This window comes from Silanimonas sp., assembly GCF_027531545.1.
Taxonomy (GTDB): Bacteria; Pseudomonadota; Gammaproteobacteria; order Xanthomonadales; family Xanthomonadaceae; genus Silanimonas.
Genome location: NZ_JAPZSC010000007.1, coordinates 1 through 23,203 on the forward strand (window position 1 = coordinate 1; position 23,203 = coordinate 23,203).

14 protein-coding genes and 3 tRNA genes are annotated in these 23,203 nt (G+C 66.2%); all 17 read right to left on the reverse strand.

Features of this window, described 5'->3' with window-relative positions; genetic code table 11:
- Window positions 1-1,105: 1,105 nt before the first annotated feature.
- Complete coding sequence (locus tag O9280_RS07125) at window positions 1,106-1,690, reverse strand: hypothetical protein (RefSeq protein ID WP_298340638.1); 585 nt, start codon at window positions 1,688-1,690, stop codon at window positions 1,106-1,108.
- Window positions 1,691-1,732: 42 nt separating this feature from the next.
- Window positions 1,733-4,411 (reverse strand): DEAD/DEAH box helicase family protein, encoded by a 2,679-nt coding sequence (locus tag O9280_RS07130; protein ID WP_298340640.1) that lies wholly within the window; start codon window positions 4,409-4,411, stop codon window positions 1,733-1,735.
- A 155-nt stretch (window positions 4,412-4,566) separates the two neighbouring features.
- Window positions 4,567-6,450: an ATP-binding protein gene (locus O9280_RS07135; protein WP_298340641.1), complete on the reverse strand. Its 1,884-nt coding sequence runs from the start codon at window positions 6,448-6,450 to the stop codon at window positions 4,567-4,569.
- Window positions 6,447-9,731 (reverse strand): DNA methyltransferase, encoded by a 3,285-nt coding sequence (locus O9280_RS07140; protein WP_298340644.1) that lies wholly within the window; start codon window positions 9,729-9,731, stop codon window positions 6,447-6,449. The genes O9280_RS07135 and O9280_RS07140 overlap by 4 nt, the downstream gene beginning before the upstream one ends.
- Window positions 9,732-10,292: 561 nt before the next feature.
- Window positions 10,293-12,713 (reverse strand): EAL domain-containing protein, encoded by a 2,421-nt coding sequence (locus O9280_RS07145; RefSeq protein WP_298340647.1) that lies wholly within the window; start codon window positions 12,711-12,713, stop codon window positions 10,293-10,295.
- Entirely contained in the window at window positions 12,710-14,107 is a 1,398-nt protein-coding gene (locus O9280_RS07150) for an HD-GYP domain-containing protein (RefSeq protein WP_298340649.1), read from the reverse strand. Before O9280_RS07150 ends, O9280_RS07145 begins: the two co-directional genes overlap by 4 nt.
- 106 nt (window positions 14,108-14,213) lie before the next feature.
- A tRNA-Leu gene (locus tag O9280_RS07155) sits at window positions 14,214-14,300 on the reverse strand.
- Between the two features lie 64 nt (window positions 14,301-14,364).
- Window positions 14,365-14,438 (reverse strand) — tRNA-Cys (locus O9280_RS07160).
- 46 nt (window positions 14,439-14,484) lie between these two features.
- Window positions 14,485-14,560, reverse strand: a tRNA-Gly gene (locus O9280_RS07165).
- 80 nt (window positions 14,561-14,640) lie between these two features.
- Window positions 14,641-15,222, reverse strand: a complete 582-nt coding sequence (gene pgsA / locus O9280_RS07170) for a CDP-diacylglycerol--glycerol-3-phosphate 3-phosphatidyltransferase (protein WP_297874903.1) — start codon at window positions 15,220-15,222, stop codon at window positions 14,641-14,643.
- Window positions 15,219-17,093, reverse strand: a complete 1,875-nt coding sequence (uvrC, locus tag O9280_RS07175) for an excinuclease ABC subunit UvrC (RefSeq protein ID WP_298340651.1) — start codon at window positions 17,091-17,093, stop codon at window positions 15,219-15,221. Before uvrC ends, pgsA begins: the two co-directional genes overlap by 4 nt.
- A complete protein-coding gene (locus O9280_RS07180; protein WP_298340653.1) occupies window positions 17,090-18,535 on the reverse strand; it encodes a redoxin domain-containing protein in 1,446 nt (481 codons plus the stop codon). Before O9280_RS07180 ends, uvrC begins: the two co-directional genes overlap by 4 nt.
- Window positions 18,536-18,562: 27 nt before the next feature.
- A complete protein-coding gene (gene kdsB, locus O9280_RS07185) occupies window positions 18,563-19,327 on the reverse strand; it encodes a 3-deoxy-manno-octulosonate cytidylyltransferase (RefSeq protein WP_298340655.1) in 765 nt (254 codons plus the stop codon).
- Window positions 19,314-20,339, reverse strand: coding sequence for a tetraacyldisaccharide 4'-kinase (gene lpxK / locus O9280_RS07190; RefSeq protein WP_298340657.1), 1,026 nt, complete (start codon window positions 20,337-20,339; stop codon window positions 19,314-19,316). The genes kdsB and lpxK overlap by 14 nt, the downstream gene beginning before the upstream one ends.
- On the reverse strand, window positions 20,332-22,089 hold the full coding sequence (gene msbA, locus O9280_RS07195; RefSeq protein ID WP_298340659.1) for a lipid A export permease/ATP-binding protein MsbA: 1,758 nt from the start codon (window positions 22,087-22,089) through the stop codon (window positions 20,332-20,334). The genes lpxK and msbA overlap by 8 nt, the downstream gene beginning before the upstream one ends.
- Window positions 22,086-22,508 carry a biopolymer transporter ExbD gene (locus tag O9280_RS07200; RefSeq protein ID WP_297866386.1) on the reverse strand — a complete coding sequence of 141 codons (423 nt, stop codon included), beginning with the start codon at window positions 22,506-22,508 and terminating at the stop codon, window positions 22,086-22,088. The genes msbA and O9280_RS07200 overlap by 4 nt, the downstream gene beginning before the upstream one ends.
- Window positions 22,505-23,146, reverse strand: a complete 642-nt coding sequence (locus O9280_RS07205) for a MotA/TolQ/ExbB proton channel family protein (protein WP_297866387.1) — start codon at window positions 23,144-23,146, stop codon at window positions 22,505-22,507. The genes O9280_RS07200 and O9280_RS07205 overlap by 4 nt, the downstream gene beginning before the upstream one ends.
- Window positions 23,147-23,203 lie beyond the last annotated feature (57 nt).

Sequence of the window (23,203 nt, forward strand, 5' to 3'; positions counted from 1 at the left end):
GCCCTGACGGGCCAATACCTTGATCTCCACCGACTCCTCCTGGCTCAGCATCCAGGCGACCTCCAAAAGGTCGCCATCCTCGCCGGGGTGGGTCAGATTTACTTCGGCGACGGTGGGTCAGTTTTCAGTCGGCGGTGACACTTCCGCACGATGTCACCAAGTCGCCCAACTGGCGACGAGCCTCCGGGAACGCGATTAAGCTCGTGATTGACCTCGCATCACAATTCAACGGAACGAACAACGGGGATCTTTCCGCCCCGTTCTCGTCCATGAAGGCGCGCGGCTGGAAATCGTCAGGGACACTCAAGCGGGCCGAACAGGAGGCCTTGCACTACGGGCTGATCGAGAAAACGCGTCAGGGCGGCCTGAACTGCTGCAATCTCTATGCACTCACGTGGAAACCCATTGACGAGTGCAAAGGGAAGCTTGATGTCAGTCCAACGCGGGTTGCTAGCGGGGCCTGGCGAACGGACGCTCCGCGCTTCGAAAACAAAGCGCCAGTTCGGAAATCGAACATGCCCAATGCTGTTTTCGGACCAGTGAGGCTAAAGGATGCCCGAGCGCAACATCGAATTTCGAACAAGTCAAACGCTTTCTCGGTGACTGATCAGTTCGAAAATCGAACGCCTTTATAGATTTACCAAGCGCAGCCAAGTCAGTGAGCGAAGAACATAGTTCAACGCACCAACGGACTGCCAGTCTTTCTCGGCTCGGCACTGATCGAGCTTTAGATCAGCCAGCCCGCCCCACCAACTCAACACCGAGGCGCCAATGCCTAGAGCCCCCTACGTCATGTTTCCCTTCGATGAGATTAGGAGTCTAGTGGCAGAGCGCTGCCCAACCGGGGAGCTTTCTCTGCTCCATGAAGAGCTTGAGCCCGAGGCCGAACGGATAACGGGGCTCCCTCTGGATCACCCTGAGCGCCAACTCCTAGCGCTGCTTCGCCTGCGAGCCACCTTTATCCGGAGCCCGCTGTACAGAACGCCTGACCGGCTCAACGACCTTCGCAGTTGGATGATGCTGCAGAGCGGCCGCCCGCTCTCGGCCTAAACGCATCATCGGCGAATTGGGCGGAGTAAGGGACGGATCTACGCTTGCCACGAACCTAAATCGGCAAGAACATCGCGTGCTCTTCGTATTCGACCAGCCTATCCGGCCCAGGACCAACATCAATGCGAATGCCTTGCGCCCTTATCGAATCGATGAGCTTTTCCGCGTCTTGCTGAGAGTATGCGGGCCGACAAATCAAGGCGCCGACTTTCGCTGAGATGTTTGCCAGACTTGCAGGCCGCTCCTCATCGTCAAGCAACTTACAGGCAACAAAGAATGCAGCTTGTTCGTGCGACAACTTGCTCGTGAGCGCTGCTGCGAAAGCAGAAAGAAACATTACGTAGCTTGAGGGATCGTTCGGCACACGCGTGAGGGCAATAACTGCAGTCGCGACAGCGAACCAGTTTACGTTCAAGAACGATGTGCGAGTTGCTTGAACGGACTCCTTGCCCACGATGAGAAATCCTAGGTTCTCACCGTGATAGCTCGGATCAACGTGGACGATCTTTGGGTTCGCCACAATTAGTAGTAATGCGAGGTCAATTTCGGACTTTGGCTCCAGTTGAGATTGAGCGAGAGCACTGCGAGCCGCACCGCGCACATGATGCTTTAGCGTGGCTTCCGTAATTCCTAGTGGCATGAGGCCTCCATTATTGACTTACGCACCTACTCCTCAACCTGCTCAGCTCTTGGTGCGAGTCCCCGAAGAGTGCGCAGTTATGACATCTTGAGTGAGCGCCGGATCGAACAGCACATCCACCGCCCACCGACCGAACCCACCCTTCTGATTGACGCCTTGCACCCACGCGGACAGCGCGGCACGCTTGGCGCGATTCTGGTCGTCGTCCACACCCTTGATCTCAAGCACCAGCGTGACGCTGTTCTTCAAGCGCACGAGAAAGTCCGGAATGAATCGACGGCGTGAGCCGCGCCACATGTAGTAGATCTGGAAGCCGAGGTGATCATTCTTGGCGTAAGCGCTGACCAGCGGCGAGGACTCGAGCACGTTACAGACGTGCCCCTCCCATGCGCTGTCGCCCACGACATGGCTGATCTGGGACTTCACCGTCTCGATCCTCGGGCGTGTCGTGAACCACGTCCGCATGTCGCGGGTGGATCCGATCGGAGCGCCCTCGTCGAAGATCAGCTCGATGCGCTCGGCGTTGTGCTCGTCCACGTAACGCAGCAGGTGGGCGACCACGCGATCCAGATTCAGGGAGATCAGAACGCGTCGACGCACTGGCTCCTGGTGGAACAAACCGGGGATCTCGAGGCGATCGGACGCGAGGAACTGCTCCACGAGCCGGACGAGCTGGGTCAGCAGGTAGTCCGTCGAGCCGCTGAAGCGCTGGCGGAGTTGGTCGGCCGCCTTGCGGGCAGCAAGGAAAATCAGCCGCTGCAATCGGAAAGCCTCGGGAATCGCCGCAAGGTCCACGGTATGGATCTTGCTCCAGTCGGTCGCCCCGCCCAGCGCGGGCGCGAACTCGGCCGTGATCGGCGTGTTCTGCGGTTCGAGCGCGAGGACGTCCACCTTCTCCCACGGCACGACCAGTTCGGGTCGGACGATGGGGTCGACGCGGAGGACATTGGGCCAGCGGATCTCGTACTCGCCCCGCTCCTTGAGCGATTCGATCTGGGTGCTGTTTTTCGGTGGCGGCGGCGCTTCGCCGCCCTCGCCCACGTCCTGGAAGATCGACAGCGGTACGCCGAACACGTTCACGTACTCAGGTAGGAAAAGCTGCCGCTCGACGCCGTCCGGCCCGATCACCGGCTCTGTGTCGTAGCTCACGCGGCGCAGGCCTCGGCCGATCACCTGCTCGCAGAGCAACTGGCTGGTGAAGGCACGCAGGCCGAGGATGTGGGTGACGTTCTTGGCGTCCCAGCCCTCGGAGAGCATGGCGACCGAAATCACCTTCTGCAGGTTCTGGCCGGCCGTTCCCCGTTTGCCGACGTTGTCGACGATGGCCCGGAGAATGTCCTCCTTCTTCTCGCTCAACAGCGCCTCGCGGCGATCGATGGGCAGGCCCGAGGCCTCCACGATCTGATGCAGCCTCGCCTCGTAGTCCTTGTCGGCCGCAGCGGCCTCGCCAATCTCAGCCTTCTCCAGCACCTTGGAGTCCACCCGGAGCGTCCGGGTGGGCGCCTGTAGTTCCGGCCAGTGGACGTCGCCTCGCTTGAAGTAGTGCTCGATACGCGCCGCTGTCTCCGTCCGGTTGCAGACCGTCAGCATCACGGGGGGGGCTGGATGCCCGGCCTCCTTCCACTGGCGGGCCGTCTCGCGCCAGTCCGCCCCTAACAGCGTGTAGGCGTCCTGGACAAGCTGAGGCAACGGATCGGTAGGAATCGCTCCCTTGCGGTTCAGGTCCTCCCCCACCTCCTTCTCGCGATAGAGGTGGTAGAGCTTGGGCTTGAGCGTGGCGGCGTTTGGCACCGCGCCATCACGGACCACCACGCGCGGCGTCTTCACTAAGCCGGCCTCGATGGCGTCGTTCAGGCCGAAATCCGAGATGATCCAGTCGAACAGGCCCTCGTCGGTGTTGGTCCGCCCTGTCGGCGCAAAGGGCGTCGCGGAGAGATCGAAACAGCGAATCAGGCGGCGGGTCTTGTGGATCCGGTCGAGCCCTTCGATCCAGCGGGTCGCCTCCTCGAGGTCGATACCCCGCTCTTCGGCCTCTTTCTTGCTGATCTTGAGGTCGGCCGGCTTCCGGTAGGCGTGGTGTGCCTCGTCGTTGATGACGATCAGATCCTTGTACCCAGCGACCTTGCCCAGCACGCGGCGCGTATAGGCCTCGTCGGACTCCTTGCCCTTGCGGACGACGCTGCGCTCCTGCTCCTTCGCTGGCATCAGCGTGTGCCAGTTCTCGATCAGCACCTCGGCCTGATTCAGTCGCTGCCGGAGCGTGTCACTGGGGCACAGGTGGAACTCGTCGTAGGCGTTGGCCGTGTTGCCCGGCTGGAGCACCTGCAGGCGCTCGCGCACCGTCAGGCCGGGCGCAACGATGAAGATGGCTCGGCTGAAGTCCTTGGTTCGCTTTGGGTAGGTCAGCGCGTTCAAGACCTGCCACGTGATGATCATCGCCATCACGGTGGTCTTTCCGCTGCCGGTCGCCATCTTGTTGCAGAGGCGCTCCCACGCCCCGCCGTCGCCGGGCACGTGGATGCCCTGCTTGAACTCCGGCGCCGACTCCACCCACCAGATCAGGGTTTCGATGGCCTCGAGCTGGCAGAAGTAAAAGGGCAACGTGCGGGCCGAGGCGTCGTGCCAATGTGCCAACAGGTCGCGCGTTACCGAGGTGACGCCGGGGTGGCCGGCCTCCCGCCACGCGTCCACGCGTTCACGGATGCGGTTGACCTGATCCAAGGTCTCCACGCGCTTGGTGTTGTTGCGCGTGTCGATGACCTCGTAGGACGCCGGCCGCCGCCCGTGGACGAGCGTCAGCGTGGTGCCTGCCCCTTGCTGCCAGTGGAAGGCCGGGCGTTCGTAGGGCGAATTGATGATCAGCGAGCGCGGCGTAGTCACGCTGATCCCTCCGATAGGTTGACTCGTGTTCGGTAAGCCTGCTCCGGGTGGCTACGGTTATCTGGATACCGAAGCTCCAGCAGGCCCTCGTCAGCCAGCTTTGCGACGTAGCCATCGCGTAGCGTTTCAGGTGTTCGCCCTAGCAGCTCGGATAGTTCGCGGACACTTAAGAACCGCGCCGAGCAGAGCCGCAGGATAGTGGCGCGCACCAGTCCTGCCGGTGCCTTTCCCATCTCCCGCACGCGGGTAGCGAGATCCAGGAGCGCGCGATCCCCATCATCGCCCGTTTCCGGTGGGGCCAAATCCGGGGGGCTCGAGGCCAAATCCGGGGGGCTCGGGGCCAAATCCGGGGGGCTCGGGGCCAAATCCGGGGGGCTTCCACCGAGAAGGTAGCGGGTTCCGCGAGTACGGCCTTCTGGGCGCAGCAGCCCATCGCGCACCAGGCCCTGAAGCATACGGGTGATATCCACGCTGTGCATGACTAGCATGTCTTGCAGGCGCTGGTTGGTGACCACCCCCTCCTCCAGTGCTGTCACCAGCGCTTGGATCTCGTCACCGGTGCGCGCGAGTACGCCTTGACCGAATCGTCGGTCCAGCTCGGTCACTGCCTCCTCGGGAAGGGTACTCACCATCGGAAGGGTGAGTTGCACCCGATCGGGCGAAGTGGTCTCGGCGATGCTTGGCGATTGCCAGCGCTGCTCCTGCCAACTCTTGCGGATCTTGTCGATGCCCGAACCGGCTTTATCGCCCGCACCAAGCATCTGGAACATCTTCTGCAGTGCAGGATTGCGGCATTCGCTGACGCCCCCCTGAAGCAACTGCGCACGCGAAAGCAGTAGCGTTCCCGGATTAGAAAACTCGAAGCGATCCAGGTAGCGGTCGATCACCACTCCACCCTGTCCGCTGTAATCAGCGTGGATCAGCGCATTGACCAACGCCTCCTGTAACGCCTCGTGTACCGGTGTGGCGCTTCGCCGATAGCCTTCTTCATCCCGCTGAAAGGGCCGCCTTAGGCCCGGTCCCGCGCTGAGGCTAACCATTACTCGTTGGTAGAACTGGAACAGATTCCCTTCCCAAGTCCCGTCCAGCGTGATGCGGTCGCTCCACCGCACATCGGGGGAGTCGGCAAGGCGCTCGCGGTAATCCAAATGGAAACGCGGCCGCGCTCCTGGATCGCGAATCGCCAACTCCTGACCGAACATCAGAAGCCCGGCGACGGTGAGCCCCTCCTTGCCTGACTGACGGTCTCGTCGGAACCCACCAAGGCGCAGCAAAAGTCCAACATCGTCTTCGACCAGCCAGGCGTGATTGGGGAACGAGACGCTGAAGCGCGCGCGGAACTGCCGAAGCGATTCCGCATGCAAATCGTTGAACCCAAACCCCTCAAGGATGCGTCCGTCCGCGGGTTCATCCGATTGGTCGGCAAACATACGCCGCACTTCGTCATCGGTGCAGCGGTAGTCCCCGTCGTGGTTGCGTCGGTACGTGCCGGAGAACGGATTGGGGCCGACATGCACAGGCCGCTCCCTGCGGCTCGCTCGCGGCACGACGATGCAGACAAGGTGACGCCGTTCCGAAGGGTCCTCGATGACCCTGACCGACTCCTCAGAGAGAAGGTTGGCACTGATCTTCTGTCTATTGTTCGCAAGATTGAAGATTTCAGCCCGGATCTTTTGGGGCTCTGGTACGCCCTGAACGACCGGCACGCCGTTCTTCTCAGCGACACCGAGCCAGATCGTGCCACCCCCGGAGTTCGCAAAGGCGCTGTAGGTCTCCCAAAGGCTGGCGGGAAGCCCACCTGCGGCGGACTTGTATTCCACATCGACGCCTTCGTACAGCGAAAACTCATCGAAAAGTGAAAGCTGTTGGGTCGGGCTCACTTCAGCTCCATGATCTTTAGCGACTCGATACCCCGGTCGTCCACGATCTTCACCGCCACCTTGCGGTTCTCACCGGCCTCGAAGGGAAGACTGACTGTGCCGTGCAGATGCTCGATCAGGCGCTCATCCAGCTCGGCCTTGATGTCCTTTTTGAGCTTGTGCCACCCATCCTTCGCCCCGGCCATCGGAAAGAAGACCTGGCGGGGGAACAGGCTGCGCTCGTTGTAGTCGGTGTCCAGCGACCACGCCGCGATCTTGCCCTTGCCGCCGGAAACCAGTTCGCCGGAGGTCGGATCGAAGTAGTCGAAGCCATGGACTTCGACCTCCCACTGGCCGTCCTTACGTTGCCGCAGTTCGACGTCCGGCTGGCCCATTAGCCAGAAGCTCTGATTGTTCGACCGCGCCTTCTTCAGGTCTTCGGTCAGCAGATCGGTGTTCATCTGCACCTTCAGCGCAGTGATGCCCTTGGTGGCGTCGATGTCCTTGGCCGCTTCCGGGTCGAAGGTGAAGGCGCAGAACAGGATCATCTTCGGGCGCGGGAAGAGGTCGCCGGCCTCACGCATGGCCAGCTCCACCTGCCGCTGCTCCAGCGCCGCGTGCTCCGGCCCGAAGCTCACCACAACGCGCTCGCCGCTCTCGGCGGCTGTGCCGGTGCAGTGCAGGTAGCGAGTGTCCGGCAGCGGCTCAAGGTCTGAGAGCTTCAGCATCTGGCCGCCCTTGCCGCGCACGCCGGTCTTCACCAGCTCGGCGCGCCACTGATGCTGGCGTGACGACTCGCCCTCGCGGGCCACGCTGGAATCGGCCTCGGCGGGCGGTGCGGCCTCGTCCAGCGCCTTCACCGTCGGGAACGGCACGGCCTCGACGGTGAACGGGCCGGTGATGCGCAGCTTGTTCTTGTCCACCTGCGGCTGGTCGTAAAGCGTCTCCTGCTCGGCATGGGCGGCGATCGAGTCGTCCATCGCTCTCTGCCGCACCTGACGGGCCGCGTGGAAGATATCGAGCAGGCGTCCGACGTCCTCCGACCACGCCGTCGGCGTGTCGAACGGCACCTCCCATTCAAGCAGCGCATCGGCTGGCACCGTTTCGCCGCTGGGCAGCGTGCGGGACTTGCCGCTTGTGCTGAAGTCGACCGCTTTGCCCTTCCAGCCACCCTCGGTGATGGTGAACGCCGGCGCCTTAGTCGCCTTCAGCGCGGTGTTGAGCTTGGCCAGTGCCACGTCGACCGCGGGCTGGTGCTTGTCCCACAGCGTGTCGATGTCGGGGTTGTTGGCGATGCTTTTGAGCGTGACGTGCGGCACCGTCTTGTAGATGAAGCCGCCGCGCAGGCCGTCGTGCGGGTACTTCAGCGCGTAGTAGTCGAAGCTCGCCGTCATCAGCCGCTGCTTGGCCAACGTCACTGCAACGCGCGAGGTATCGCAGGTGATCCAGCGGCGACCCCATTTCTCAGCGACAAAGGCCGTGGTGCCGGAGCCGCAGGTCGGATCGAGCACTAGATCGCCGGGGTCAGTTGTCATTAGCAGGCAGCGCTCAACGATCTTCTGCGAGGTCTGCACGACGTAAGTCTTTGTCTCTGAGAAGCCAGTGATCAAAACATCGCGCCATAGGTTGTTGATGGGCGAAACAGGAAAGTCCCGGAGAAACCTCTTGTACATCGGCGTATTGCCAAAGGCCTTTATCCGCTTTGCCTTGACGATGCGGCTTACTCCAAGCTTGTTGGTCTTCCAACCACCCTTCGACGGCGAGAAAGGCATTCCTTGATCGACGAAAGTGAAGGTTGTCGTCTCACCAGCCGACTGGCTCGTCATGTTGTCAGGTGCAAAAACTGACGCTAGAGCAACATCGCCGCCAGCGATCTCCGTTTGCGAGAGACGACGATCTTCACCTATCTCGTCGACCACGAATTTGTACTGCGTGGTTCCTTCTTCACCCAGCAATTTCTCATCGAACTGAGGCAGGTACTTCACGCGACTTCGGTCCTTCGCGTACCAAAGAACGTAGTCAACAACAGACGCAGTCACTTCTGTTCCGATCGCAGGACTTCCAGCTCCAGTCGTCTTCTGAGCAACGATCATCGAGCAGAACGAGCTTGTCCCGAGAACCTCGTCAAGAACATTTCTGACCAGATGGACGTTCTCATCTGAGATCTGCACAAACACGCTGCCCGACTCACTCAGAAGCTCTCTCGCCAGCAGCAAACGATCGCGCAGATACGTCAGATACGAGTGGATACCCAGCTCCCACGTGTCGCGGAACGCCTTGATCATCTCCGGCTCTTGCGTGAGGTCCTCGTCCTTGCGGTCCTTGACGTCGCGTTTGTTGACGAAGGGCTGGAAGTTGCTGCCGTACTTGATGCCGTAGGGCGGATCGAAATAGATCATCTGCACCTGCCCGGCCATACCCTCCTTCTGCAGCAGGCTGTTCATCACCAGCAGCGAGTCGCCGGCCACCAGACGGTTGGCCCAGCCGCGGTCGTGCTTGTAGAACTCGATAGCCTCACGCCACGCCAAAGGCTCCTCGAACCACGCACGGAAGAAGTCGCCCTGGCCGGTGCCGCTCGGCGCGTCCTTCATGCGCTTGCGGATCACCCCAAGGATGGTCGCGGGGTCGATGCGCTCATGGACGTGCAGGCTCACCGTGTCCACCGCGAAGCTGGTGCGCTCGGCCTTGCCCGTCCAATGCAGGTAAGGCATGGCCATGCGCTTAAGCGACTCCAGCGCCTGCCGCATGGTGTCGGCATCGCCGGAGGCCAGCGCGTCGTCCACCAGCGACTCGATCTGCGCCCGGCCGACGTCGAAGTTCAGCACGGGGTCGAGGTGCGGGTCGTAGGCCCAGCGGGTAGTGCCGGCATCGGCGTCGGTGTCCGGCGTGACCATGCCGACTTCGGGGTTGTTCTTGCGGGTCTCGCGGTGCCGGTAGGACAGCACCGTGGCGTCGTCCTCGGTCTTCTTGCCGGCGGCGGGCTGTGCCTTGGCGCGCTTGGCATCGGCCAGCGTCATCGCCGCCTGCTTCGGTTTCGGCGCCTTGGCCGCCTCCGGAACGGCCTGGGGCGTCAGCGACAGGGCCTCATCCCCGGCCGCGGTGCGGGCGACGGAGCCCCCGCGCCCCTTGCCCTTCACCAGCCGTCCGGCGTCCACCAGTGCCTGCTGGGCCTCGAAGTACTCGGCTTCGGAAACCTCGCGGCCAAGGTGGTCGGAGAGCGCCTTGCGGAGCGATCCATTGCCGATGGTGGTGCCATCGGCCGGGACGAGGGCGTAGAGGGTGTCGGTCAGGTCCTTGGACATAACGGCCTAATGCAGAGTGCTCTAGGGAGCCCCGGAAGACCGTCGAGCCATCCGTGGCCAAGGCCTCGAGCATACCCGTTGAGGACTCGCGAGGACTCGCGAGAGGTCGCGAGAGGTCGCGAGAGGTCGCGAGGGGTCGCGAGGGGTCGCGAGGGGTCGCGGAAGGCTCTGCATTCGACGGCGTCTCCACACGGAGCATTTTCTCGGCTCACGCAGTTGGCATTTTTTCCACACCTCAGCCGACAACTTCACAGATGAATTACCGCGAGCCTGTGCGCGCGGACCGCAGCGCGACCTGAGGCGCCTGCCCCATCCTGGTATCGACCAAACGTCAGCACCGACTCGATTCACCCAAGCTGATCGATGGTCTCGGAGTCGCCCCCATGTATCCTCGACGTACCCTAGACCTGACCCAGCAGGCCTTACGTGGGGGCATTTTTGGGGGCATCTCGCACCATCAACTCAGCAGGAGTTGCGCAGTTACTGCCTCTCCGGCTCAAGTTCGAGTGACGCCACCACCATCTCCACCACGCGACCCGCCGAAAGGCGGGTTTCGTGTTTTCAGCCGGCCTTGCGCTGGCCCGGATCACCGCCGAAGCGCTTCGAGAACACCTCGGCCGTCAGTGCGGGCGCCATCAGCCAACCCTGCATCTCGTGGCAGCCGGCCGCGTGCAGGAGCTCGCGCTGGGCTTCGGTCTCAACGCCTTCCGCGGTGACGGACAACCGCAGTGCGCGACCCATCTGGATGATCGCCACCACGATGGCCTCGCTTTCCGCGCTTCCCGGCAGGTCGGCGATGAAGCTGCGGTCGATCTTGATGCGCTCGATCGGGAACCGCTTCAGGTAGGACAGCGACGAGTACCCCGTGCCGAAGTCGTCGATGGCGAGGCGCACGCCCAGGGCGCTCAGCGCCGTGAGGCGGCGCATGGCGTCCTCGACGTCGGAGATGAGGATGGATTCGGTGAGCTCCAGCTCCAGTGCTTCGCCCGGCAGGCCGTGGCGGCGCAAGCCCTCGGCGACGGACTCGACGAAATCACTCTGGTGGAACTGCAGGGCGGAGACGTTGACGGCCACGGCGACGCACAGACCGGCGCGCCACCACTCGCTCAACTGGGCCAGCGTCGTATCGAGCACGAAGCGGCCGAGCGGGATGATCGCACCGCTTTCCTCGGCGACCGGGATGAAGCGCCCCGGCGAGACCGCCCCGAGCTCGGGGTCGTTCCAGCGCACCAGCGCCTCGGCACCGATCAGGCTGCGGTCTTCGATGCGGAATTTCGGCTGGTAGTGGACCTCGAGGGCCCCTTCGACCAGCGCATGCCGCAAGGCATGGTCGAGCTTCATCCGCGAGAGGAGGCCGATGTTCATCTGCCGCTGGTAGAAGCGGAGGTCGGCCCGGCCGCGCTCCTTCACCGCGTACATCGCGCTGTCGGCGTTCTTGGTGAGCTCGTCGGCGTCGGCGCCGTCTTCCGGGTACATGGCGATGCCGATCGAGACGGTGAGGGTGAAGCTCATCCCGTCGACCACCACCGGCTGGGAGATGGCATGCAGGATGCGCCGCGCCGCGACCTCGGCCCCGGCGGCATCGACGCCGGCGAGGATCAGGATGAATTCGTCGCCGCCGACGCGCGCGGCCGTGTCCACCTGGCGCACGCATTCCTGCAGGCGCTCGGAGACACTCACCAGCACGCGGTCGCCGAAGCCGTGCCCCAGCGAGTCGTTGATCTGCTTGAAGCGGTCGAGGTCGAGGAACAGCACCGCGAAACTGCCACGCTCCCGCTTCGCGTAGTTGATGGCCATCTCGAAGCGTTCGCGGAGCAGCACGCGGTTCGGCAGGCCGGTGAGCGGGTCGGTGAACGCCAGCTCCTCGATGCGCTGGCGCGCCGCCATCGCCTCGCTGAGGTCCTTGGCGAAGCCGATCATGTGCAGGGTGCCCCCCGCGTCATCCGCGACGCGCACCAGGGACAGCAGGCAGGGGTACGGAGAGCCGTCGTTCCGGCGTGTCCACAGCTCGCCCTGCCAGTAGCCCTCATGCATCAGGGCCTTCCGGATGGCGCGCGCCTGGGCGCGCGATGCCACGTTCGAGAGCAGCGAGGCGGCCGGCTTGCCCTCGATCTCGGCGGACTGCCAGCCGGTCTGGCGCTCGAAGGTCGGGTTTGCCGCCACCATCCGGAAGCGCGCGTCGGTGACGAAGATCGCGTCGAGGCTGGATTCGAAGACGCGTGCGGCGAGTTTGAGACGGGCTTCGTCGGCAAGCCGCTGCGTGATGTCTCGGAACGAGAACACGCGGCCGATCGGGCGTCCGCGCGCGAACTGTGGGAGCGTCACGCGCTCGAGCACCCTTCCGCTGCGCAGCACGAGCACGTCGTCGGCTTCGAGCAGGGGCGCGCGGGAGATCTGCCCCATGCGGTCGCGGTAGCCCTCCGCGTCGCGCACGTGCTCGGTGAGCCAACCGAAGATGGCGGCGTCGTTACGCTCGCTTAGCATCGACTCCGGCAGGTCCCAGAGCTCGGCGAAGCGCTGGTTGAAGCCGCGGATGCCACCGTCCATGTCGACCACGAGGATGCCGTCGGCGGTGGATTCGAGCGTGGCGCGCAGCTCGGCGATGATGTTCTCGAGCTGCTGTTCGGCGCTGCGCTGCTCGCTGCGGTCGACCATCGCCACCATGTAGACGGCGGCGCCCTGCTCGATCTGCACGAGGCTGACGCGACGCTCGATCTGGCGGATATCGCCGTTGCCGCGTTTGAGCAGGGTCTCCGAGCGGATGGCACGGGAGCGGCCGGCGGCCACGTCTTCCCAAAAGAACAGATCCTGCGATGTGGAGGCGAAATCGACCACAGGGCGGCCAACCAGCTCCGCGCGCGGCAGGCCGATCATGTCCTCGGCGGCACGGTTGACCGCGAGGATGCGCAGGTCGACGGCGTCAACGAGCCAGACGGCCTCGATGACGCTCTCGATCAGCATCTGCGGCAACTTCGCCGTCATGGCGAGGCGTCCCTCCCGCCCCCCGAGAGCGAGCGCTCGAAGAAGTAGCACATGCGCTTGCGCGGCGAGAGGTAGTCGAAGACCGCGCGCGGCAGCTGCAGGGGCTTGATGGCGCGCTGGATGCCGAGCTCCGGGTGTTGCTCGAGGTCGAAGACGAGGGCTTCGTCGGACGGCACTTCGGGCTCGTGGATCAGGATGCGCGGCTTGAGCGGACGCTCGGAATTCACCGAGACAACGATGGCGTAGCGCTCGTCGTTGAGCTGCAGCACCGAGCCCGGCGGATAGACGCCCATCATGCGGATGAAGGCGGCGAGCACGGTGGCGTCGAAGGCGTCGCGTTGGCGCGCGAAGATCAGGGCCAAGGCGTCATGCGGCGTGAGTGACTGCGCCGGATTGCCGGGATTGCACAGGTTGTCGTACTGGTTGACGAGCCCGACGACCCGGGCGAGCGGCTTGATCTGTTCGCCCTTCAAGCCGGAAGGGTAGCCGCTGCCATCGGCATGCTCGTGGTGCTGGGCGATGACATCAAGGACCTCAGCCGGAAGCCCCATCTTCTTGCCCAGGGTCATGCCCTGCGCCGCATGGCCCTGGAACAGCCTGCGCTCGACGGCGGGCGCGTGGTCGTCGCGCCAGCGCAAGCGGTCAGGCAGTTCGAGCTTGCCGATGTCGTGCAGCAGCGCCCCCATGCCGAGGCTGGCGAGGCGCGCATCGTCGAATCGCAGCGCACGCCCGAGCAGGATCGAGAGCACGCTGACGTTCATCGCGTGGAAGGTGGTCTCCTGCCCGGCCTTTTCCGACAGCAGGCGGATCGCCACCTCCCCCATCCCGGCGACTTGGCCGACCATGGCATCGACCTGCGCCTGTGCGACTTCGCGGGCTTGGCCGGGATTGGACTTGGCGTTCTGCAGCACGCCGCGCAGTTGGCGCGTGGCTTCACTGAACTGGTGTTCGCAGCGGTCGAGGCTGGCCTGCTGGTCGGCCAGCAGGGCGCGGCGCTGCGCCGCGGGCGAACGGACAGGCTCGGGCGCAGGGGTGTCCGGGCTGGCCGAGGCGTCGTCCACCGGCGTGGCAACGCCATCGCCGGCGTCGCCCTCCGCGGCAGCCGGCGCGTCCAGCGCGACGGGATCCGGCGGCGGATCATCGAAGCGCGGCACGCCGAGCGCCGACCAGGTGGGGACCACGCCTTGCTCAGGCAAAGGTGGGACTTGGCTCTGCTTCGGGGAATAGCGCACGCGCTTCAATCCCGAGGCGCGAAGCTGGGCCAATTGGGCGTCGCTGGTGATCAGTAAGCCGCCGGTCGGGAGGGAACACGACGCATCGTGCAGGTCGACCTGCACATACATCCCTACGCGAAGTCGACTCACGTCGATCAGTTCAAGCGTGGTTTCCGCCATGGCCGTCCTCGTGCTGGCCTCACAAGCCTGAACGTCTCTTCTGGATGTTGCAAGTGCAGCATCGCCGCGGATGCACGCGCCGCTCACCGATTGAAGACCTCCTCCTTGGTGCCCGGGGCGGGACTCGAACCCGCATGGCCTTGCGGCCGAGGGATTTTAAGTCCCCTGTGTCTACCGGTTTCACCACCCGGGCATGCGGCGATCATACGTGCCGCCATCGGGCAAAAAAAAACCGCGCGATGCGCGGCTCGATTCGATGGAGGCCTGGGTCGGAATTGAACCGGCGTACGCGGATTTGCAGTCCGCTGCATAACCACTCTGCCACCAGGCCCCGCTGAAAAAACAAGACCTCGGCGAACCGAGGTCTTGGGAAAACGTGGAGCGGGAAACGAGACTCGAACTCGCGACCCCGACCTTGGCAAGGTCGTGCTCTACCAACTGAGCTATTCCCGCACCGGAGACGCACATTATGGCGATTCCGACGACGATGTCAACACCGTGACGGGTATCGAAGTGGTTCGGATCGCGGCGGTTCAGCGCCCGTCACGGGCGAAGGACGGCCAGGCCGCACGCAGGTAATCGGCGCCGGACCACAGCGTCAGGGCGGCCGCCAGCGCCAGCAGCCATTCGCCGAGGGCCTGTGCCGGCAGCGCCGGCAGGTGCGGCCCCAACCAGAGGCTCGGGCCGATCAGCAGCGCCACGATCGCCACCATCTGCACGATGGTCTTGAGCTTGCCGACCCAGGCCACCGCAACGGCACCGCGCGCCCCGATCTCCGCCATCCACTCGCGCAAGGCCGAGATGGTGATCTCGCGGCCGACGATCACTGCGGACAGCAGGGTGAGCCAGATGGTCGGGTGCGCCTGCACGACGATGAACAAGGCCGCGGCGACGGCGAGCTTGTCGGCCACCGGATCGAGGAAAGCACCGAACGCGGAGTACATGTTGAAGCGACGGGCGATCCAGCCGTCGAGCCAGTCGGTCAAAGCGCCGACGGTGAAGATCACCGCCGCCCAGAAGCGGGCGTTCTCCATCGACGAATAGAACACGATCACCATCACCGGGATCAGGACGATGCGGAACAGCGTGAGCGCGGTGGGGATCGTCAGCGTCAAGTCGGGGCTCCTGAGCCGCCCTCGTCGGGAAGGCCATGCAGGAAAGCATAGATGCGTGAGGCCAAAGCCGCACTCACGCCGTCGGCCCGGGCGATTTCCTCGATGCCGGCATCCTTCAGGCCCTTGAGGCCGCCGAAGTGCTTCAGCAGGGCTTGGCGGCGCCGCGGGCCAACCCCCGGGATGTCCTCGAGACGGCTGGTATCGCGGGCCTTCGCGCGGCGCTTCCGATGCCCGGTGATGGCGAAGCGGTGGGCTTCATCGCGCGCCTGTTGCACCAGTTGCAGGCCCGGTGACGCCGCTCCGGGACGCAATTCACGGCCGTCGGGGAACACCAGGCGTTCCTCGCCGGCCTTGCGCGCCTCGCCCTTGGCCACGCCGATGACGGCCACGCCCTGCACGGCCAGTTCCTCCAGCACCTCCAGGGCCTGCCGCAACTGGCCCATCCCGCCGTCGATCAGCAGCAGGTCGGGCAGCACCCCCTCTTCCACCCCGCGCTTGAAGCGCCGGTTCAGCGCCTGGCGCATGGCGGCATAGTCGTCGCCCGGCTCGATACCGGCGATGTTGAAGCGCCGATACTGGGAGGTCTGCGCCCCATCCGGGCCGAAGACCACGTTGCTGGCGACGGTCGCCTCGCCCATCGTGTGGCTGATGTCGAAGCACTCGATGCGCTGCGGCGGTGCCTCAAGGCCCAGCAACTGCTGCAGGTCGTCGAGGCGCGCCTGCTGGCTGGCCCGCGTGGCCTGCTCGGTGGCGAGCGCGAGGTGCGCGTTGCGCACGGCCATCTCGAGGTAGCGCGCGCGGTCGCCACGCACGCTGGCCTTGATCTCCACCGCGTGCCCGGCCTGCTCGGCCAGCGCCGCTTCCAGGGTTTCCGGATCGTCGAGCGCATGGCTCAGCACCATCTCGCGGGGCGGCTTGCGCGCCGCATAGTGCTGGGTGATGAAGGCTTCGAGGATCTCGCCTTCCGCCACGTCACGGTCGATGCGCAGCGGGTGCGAGGCCGTGCCGAGGTTCACGCCGTCGCGGAAGCTCAGGACCAGCACCACCGCCACGCCGGCCTGCTGCACGCAGGCGAGCACGTCGAGGTCGGGGCGATCGCCATCGACGTACTGGCGCGCCTGCACCTTGCGGATCGCGGCGATCTGGTCGCGCAGGCCTGCAGCCCGTTCGAACTCCAGCGCGGCGCTGGCGCTCTCCATCGACTGCCCGAGTTCGCGCACCACGTCGTCGCTGCGACCGTCGAGGAAGAGCCCGACACGGCGCACGGCATCCGCGTAGTCCGGCGCGGCCACCAGGCCCACGCAGGGCGCGCTGCAGCGGCCGATCTGGTGCTGGAGGCAGGGGCGCGTGCGGTTGCGGAAGACGCTGTCCTCGCAGCTGCGCAGGCGGAACAGCTTGAACATCAGGTCCATCGTCTCGCGCACCGCGAGCGAACCCGTGTACGGGCCGAAATAGCGGCCCGGCTGCCCGCGGGCGCCACGGTGGTAGGCGAGCCGCGGCCAGGCCTCCTGGGTGAGCAGCACGTACGGGTAACTCTTGTCGTCGCGCATCAGGATGTTGAAGCGCGGCTTCAATGCCTTGATGAGCTGGTTCTCGAGGATGAGCGCCTCGCTCGCGGTGCGCGTCACCGTCGTCTCGATGCGGGCGATGCGCGCGACCATCATCGCGATGCGTGGTGCGTGCTGCTTGCTGAAGTAGCTGCCGACGCGCTTCTTCAGCGATGCCGCCTTGCCGACGTAGAGGATTCCGCCGTCGGCGTCGAACATCCGGTACACGCCGGGCGCCGTCGTCAGGCCGCGGACGAAGGCACGGGGATCGAAGGGTTCAGGCGTCGCGGGGGGAAGCGCGGCGCCCATGGCCGCGTCGTTCATTCGCCGACCGGCAGTCGGTGCATCTCGCCGGCATCGCTGTCGAAGCGCCACACCAGGTGGTTGCCGGCGTCGGCGATCCACAACTGCCCCTGCCAGGCCGCGAGGGCCGTGGGCCGATGCAGCGCGGTCGGCAGCGGCACGGTGGATAGCGCCTGGTTGCGCGAGACCCAACGCCGCAGCACGCCGTTGCCCGTATCCGCGATCCAGAGCCCCTGCCCGTTCGGCAGCGCGGCGAGCGCCGTGGGGTACTGCATCAGGGCCTGACGGCCGCCGCCATCCTTGAGACCGAACTCGAAGAGCCCGCGGCCGAACAGGTTGCGCACGCTGCCATCGGCGAGCTTGACCTCGCGCAGGCCCGACGCCGCGGCATCGAGCACGTAGGCCCGGTCGCCCACCACGACGAGGCCGGTGGGCCGGGCGAAGCTGGCGTCGCCGGCCGCGCCTTCGTCTTCGCCGAAATGGCCGCTGCCGCTGACGAGGCGCAGGGTGACGGTGCCCAGCTCGATGGCCCAGAGCTGGTGCGATGCCGCGAGGGTGACGAGGAGCGTGTTCTCGGCGACGGCGAGTGCGTAAGGACGATCGAGCACGCCGTCCTTGGGCAGGCGGAAGACCCCCGCCACCGGATCGCCACTGCGCCCGCTGCCCACCAGCGTGTCGACTTCGCCGGTCCGCGTATTGATGCGGCGGATCGCGTGGTTGCCGGTATCGGCGACGTACAAGCGGTCCTGCAGCAAGGCCAGGCCGCGCGGCGAATTGAAGCCGGCCACATCAGCGAGTCCGTCGACGAAATCGCGATTGCCGGTGCCGATGCGACGGAGAATGCGGCCGTCGTGCGTGCATTCGAGGATGCGATGGTTGCCGGTGTCGGCGATGTACAGCCGGGAGGCATTCGCGACCAGACCGCCCGGCGCGACCAGCGCGCTGCGGGCCCCCGCCGTGTCGAGGCGCGGCGTGTCCACGTGGCCGGGCGAATTGAGGAAGTTCGCGTCGATCTCGGCTTCCAAGGCCGGCTGCAGGGCCTCGATGGCGCGATCGCCGACGAGGCGTTCACGGATGAACCCTTGCGCATCGACGAGGACGACGGTCGGCCACGCACTCAGGGCGTACTGCTGCCAGGCCGCCCAGTCGCCATCGTTGACCAGCGGGAGCGCCGCGCCCTCGCCTTGCAGCACATCCCAAGCGGCGGAACCGTCGCGCTCGTGGTCGAACTTCGGCACGTGCACGGCGATGAAGGCGGCGCTTTCACGGAATCGCGCCGCCAGCGCGCCGACCGTCTGCAGGGCGTTGTGGCAATGCGCCGACCCGGCATTCCAGAACAGCAACACCACCGGATGGCCGCGCAGTCCCGCGAGCGTGATGGGCGCGGTGTTGATCCATCCCATCGAGGGATCGAACTCGGGCGCGATGCTCAGGGCGAGGCCGGAGGGTGCGGTCGAAGCCATGCGGGACCACCTGGAGGGATGGGCCGATTATGCGTCCCGCAGCGCGGCTTCGGCACGCAAAAGATCATCCTCGGTGTCGATGCCCGGCGGGAAGGCCGCGGGACTCAAGGCCACGGCGATGCGGTGCCCCGCCTCGAGCACGCGCAACTGTTCGAGGGCCTCGAGCTGCTCCAGGCGGCCCGGCGGCAGCGACTGGAACACCCGGAGGAAGCCGGCGCGATAGGCGTACAAGCCGATGTGGCGTAGGCAGGGGGCGGCGGGCGCGGTCACGCGGTCGGTCGCGTACCGGTCGCGGTGCCAGGGGATGGGGGCGCGACTGAAGTACAGCGCATGGCCCGAGGCGTCGGTGACCACCTTCACCGCATTCGGATCGAACAGCGTCGCCGTGTCGGTGATCGGGCTGGCCAAAGTGGCCATCGGCGCGGCGCTGGCCGCCAGCGTCGCCGCCACGCACTGCAGCGCCGCGACCGGCGCGAAGGGCTCGTCACCCTGCAGGTTCACCACCAGCGCGTCATCGGGCCAGCCGCACTGCTCGGCGCACTCGGCGAGCCGATCGGTGCCCGAGGGGTGGTCGCTGCGGGTCATGCACACGCGGACGGCGAGGCCGGCGACCGCCTCGGCGATGCGGGCATCGTCTGTGGCCAGCACCACCTCGGCAGCACCCGACGCCAGCGCGCGGCGCACGACGTGGCGGACGATGGGCTCGCCCCCCAGGAGGCGCAGCGGCTTGCCGGGCAGGCGCGAAGCGGAAAAACGCGCCGGGACGGCGACGATGAATTCAGGGTTCGACATGGCGGGGCGATTCGCGAAGACGGTGGTCGAGGGCGTCGATGAACGAGGTGGGAAGCACGGCCATGACCGGCACCTCCCAGGCGTCGGGCAGATCGAGTTGGCGGCACTTCACCGCGTCCTTGCCGGTCATCAGCACGGGCGCGTCGCGCATCGCCGCGAAGTCGGCGTCGGTGAACGCGTGATGGTCCGGGAAGGCGTGCTCGAGCACGGCGAGCCCCGCGTCGCGCAATGCGCGAAAGAACCGCGCTGGATGGCCGATGCCGGCGACCGCATGCACAGGACGGCCGACGAAGCCGGACAGCGGGCGGCTCGACGGCGCCGCGCCTCCACCGACGCGACGGGCGTCGCCGAGCTCGAGGCGCATCGGCACGTCCGTGCCGCAGGCCTCCCGCCCGTGAACGACGCGGAAATCCGCCGGACGGGCCGGCAGCGGCTCGCGCAGCGGCCCCGCCGGCATCACCCGCGCATTGCCGAGGCCGCGCACGTCCTGCACCTCGATCTCAAGAACGCGACCGAGGCGCAGGTGCTGCAGGCCGTCATCGGCGATGAGCACATCGCAGCCTGCCGCGATGAGCGCGTTGGCAGCGGTGATCCGGTCGGCATCGACGGCCACCGGCGCGCCGGTGGCGAGATGGACCAGCAGCGGCTCATCGCCCACCGTGTCGGCATCACTGCCGCCATCGACCCACTGCAGGCCCGTGCTGCGCCGGCCGTAGCCGCGACTGAGCACGCCGGGGCGCCAGCCGCGCTCGCGCAAGGCGCCGACCAGGGCGATGACCAGCGGCGTCTTGCCCGCGCCGCCGACCGTGCGATTACCGACCACGACCACCGGCGTCTCGAGGCGATGCTGGCGGCGCAGTCCGACGCGGTAGGCCCAGCGACGCCAGCGCATCAGCGTGCCGTACAGCGCACCGACCATGCGCAGCGCGATGCCGGGCGGCGCATCGCCGTACCAGCGCGCCAGCAGGCCCTCTTCGAGCACCGCCCGCAGCGTGGGCCGGGCTTCAGGCATCGCGGAACTGGGCGCGGTGCAGCTGCGCGTAGAGGCCGCCGCGCGCGAGCAGCTCGGCGTGGGTGCCGGCCTCGACGATGCGGCCCGACTCCATGACCAGCACCTGGTCGGCACGCTCGATCGTGGAAAGCCGGTGCGCGATCACGAACGTGGTGTGGTTCGGGATCAAGCGCTCCAGCGCCGTCTGCACGAGGCGCTCGGACTCGTTGTCGAGCGCCGCGGTGGCCTCGTCCAGCACCAGGATCGGCGCGTCCTTGAGCACGGCCCGGGCGATGGCGATGCGTTGGCGCTGGCCGCCGGACAGCCGGTTGCCGTTCTCGCCGATGCGGGTGGCCATGCCCTCGGGCAGTCGATCGATGAATTCGCTGGCATTCGCGGCATCGGCCGCCGCTCGGACCGCCTCGGGGGACACTTCGCCCGCGGCGCCATAGGCGATGTTCGCGGCCACGCTGTCGTCGAACAGCATGACCTTCTGCCCCACCAGCGCGATCTGCCGGCGCAGGGCCGGCAGCGACCAGTCGCCCAAGGGAACGCCATCGAGGGTGATGCGCCCCTCACTGGGTTCGTAGAAGCGCGGCAGCAGTCGGGCCAGCGTGGTCTTGCCACTGCCCGAGCGGCCGACGATGGCCGTCACGGTGCCCGGCTCGGCGCGCAGCGACACGCCCTCCAGCGCGGCCAGTTCCGCCCCGGGATAGCGCAGGCCAACACCCTCGAACAGGACGACGCCGCGGGCGCGTTCGGGCGCATGGGTGCCGTGGTCGCCTTCCTCCAGCTCGTCGAGCAGGCCGAACAGGCGCACCGCCGCGGCGATGCCGCGCTGCACGAGCGCCTGCACGTTCGCGAGGCGCTTCAGCGAGGGGATCAGCACCATCATCGAGGTCATGATCGCCACGAAGGCACCGGCCGAGAGGCGGCCCTTCGAAGCCTCCATGCTCGCCACGCCGAGCAGCACGGCCAGCGCGATGGCGCCCAGCAGCTGGATCACCGACGAGGCGCCGGCGCGGGTCGACTCGACCTTCATGTTCAGCAGCAGGTTGGCGTTGGCCAGCACGCGGTAGCGCGCCACCTCGGCCGGCTGCCGGCCGTAGACCTTGGTATCCTGTTGGCCGGCGAGGATTTCCTCCGCGCCCGTGGCAAGTTCACCGACGCCTTCCTGGATCCGCCGGTTGAGCCGCCGGTAGCGCCCGCTCACGTAAGCGGCGATCACGGCGATCAGCGGCACGATGACAGCGATGGCCGCGGTCACGGTCGGGCTGTGCCAGAGCATCACGCCCACCAGGGCGATCACGGTGAGCGTGTCGGTGATCAGCACCTTCAGCGCCTCGGTGCTGGCCTGCGCGACCTGTTCGGTGTCGAAGTTCAGGCGCGACACCAGCGAAGCCACGGGCTCGCGGTCGAAGCGCGCGCTCGGCAGCCGCAGCATCTTGTCGAGCACCGCCACGCGCAGGTCGCGGACGACGCTGCGGCCCGCGCGGGCCATGCCGTAGTCGGTGATGAAGGTGGCGATGCCGCGGAGAACGAAGATGCCAACGATGACCAGCGGCAACTCCCAGCGCGCGGCGTCGTTCTGCGAGACCAGCGTCTCGTCGATCATCGGCTGCATCAGCGAGGTGAAGGCGCCGGCCGCCGCAGCCTCGATGATCATGCCCACGAAGGCGAGGCCGAGCAGAAGGCGATAAGGCAGGGTCCAGCGCAGCAGCCGCTTGTAGGTGATCCAGCCGGAGGCCTCCGGCGCTTCCGGCTCCCTCACTCGCCATCCTCCGGCATCGTGGCGATGGAGAGGCGGGCGAAACCGGCCTGGCCGAGCGCATCCATCGCCGTCACGACGGCCTGGTGCGGAGCCCGGGCGTCGGCGCGGAGCACCACGCGGGTCGACGCGTGATCTCCCTCGACGCGCGACAGTGCCGCGATCAGCGCCGCGCGATCCTCCTTCGGCAGCTCCACCGTGCCGAGGTAGAGCCGCCCTTCGGCATCGACGACCACCGTCAACGGGTCGTCCGAGGCTTCCATCGTGGGGCCGGCGGCCGTCGGCAGTTCGAGGCGCAGCGACGTGCGGACGTCGAAGGTGGTGGTGACGACGAGGAAAATGATGATGCAGAAGATGACGTCGATCAGCGAGATCAGGTTGATCTCGGGTTCGTCGCCTTCGTTGGCACGCTGCAGCCTCACGCCGCGGCTCCCTTCCCCTTCGCCTTGCCGCTGACCGCGTGGTCGTCGATGGCATCGAGGAGGGCAATGGCTTCCTTCTCCATCTCGATGACGAAACCCGCGACGCGGGCCCGGAACCAGCGGTGCGCAACGAGCGCCGGGATGGCGACCAGCAGGCCGGCCGCCGTCGAGATCAGGGCCTGTCCGATGCCACCGGCCAAACGGTTGGCATCGCCGACGCCGGCCTCAAGGATGCCCATGAACATCGAAATCATGCCGAACACGGTGCCGAGGAGGCCGAGCAGCGGCGCCACCGCGGCGATCGTGCCCAGCGTCGGCAGGAATCGCTCGAGGTCGTGCAGCACATGGCGGCCGGTGTCTTCGACGCGCTCCTTGATCAGGTCGCGGGAGCGGTGGCGGACATCGAGCGCCGCGGCGAGCAGCGTCCCCAGCGGCGAATTGGTCCGCAGTACGTCGATGTGCTTCGGGTCGAGCTGGCGGCCGCGCGCCCACTGGCGCACTTCATCTCCGAGCCCGGGCGGCAGGACCTCGCGACGGCGGAGCGTCCAAGCGCGTTCGATCGAGATACCGATGGCACCCACCGCGAGCAGCAGGATCGGCACCATGACCCATCCGCCGGCGATGACCAGTTCAAGCATGGCGAAACCTCATGAGGGGAGCGGACAGCATAGCCGCTCGCGATGCCGCCCTGCCCC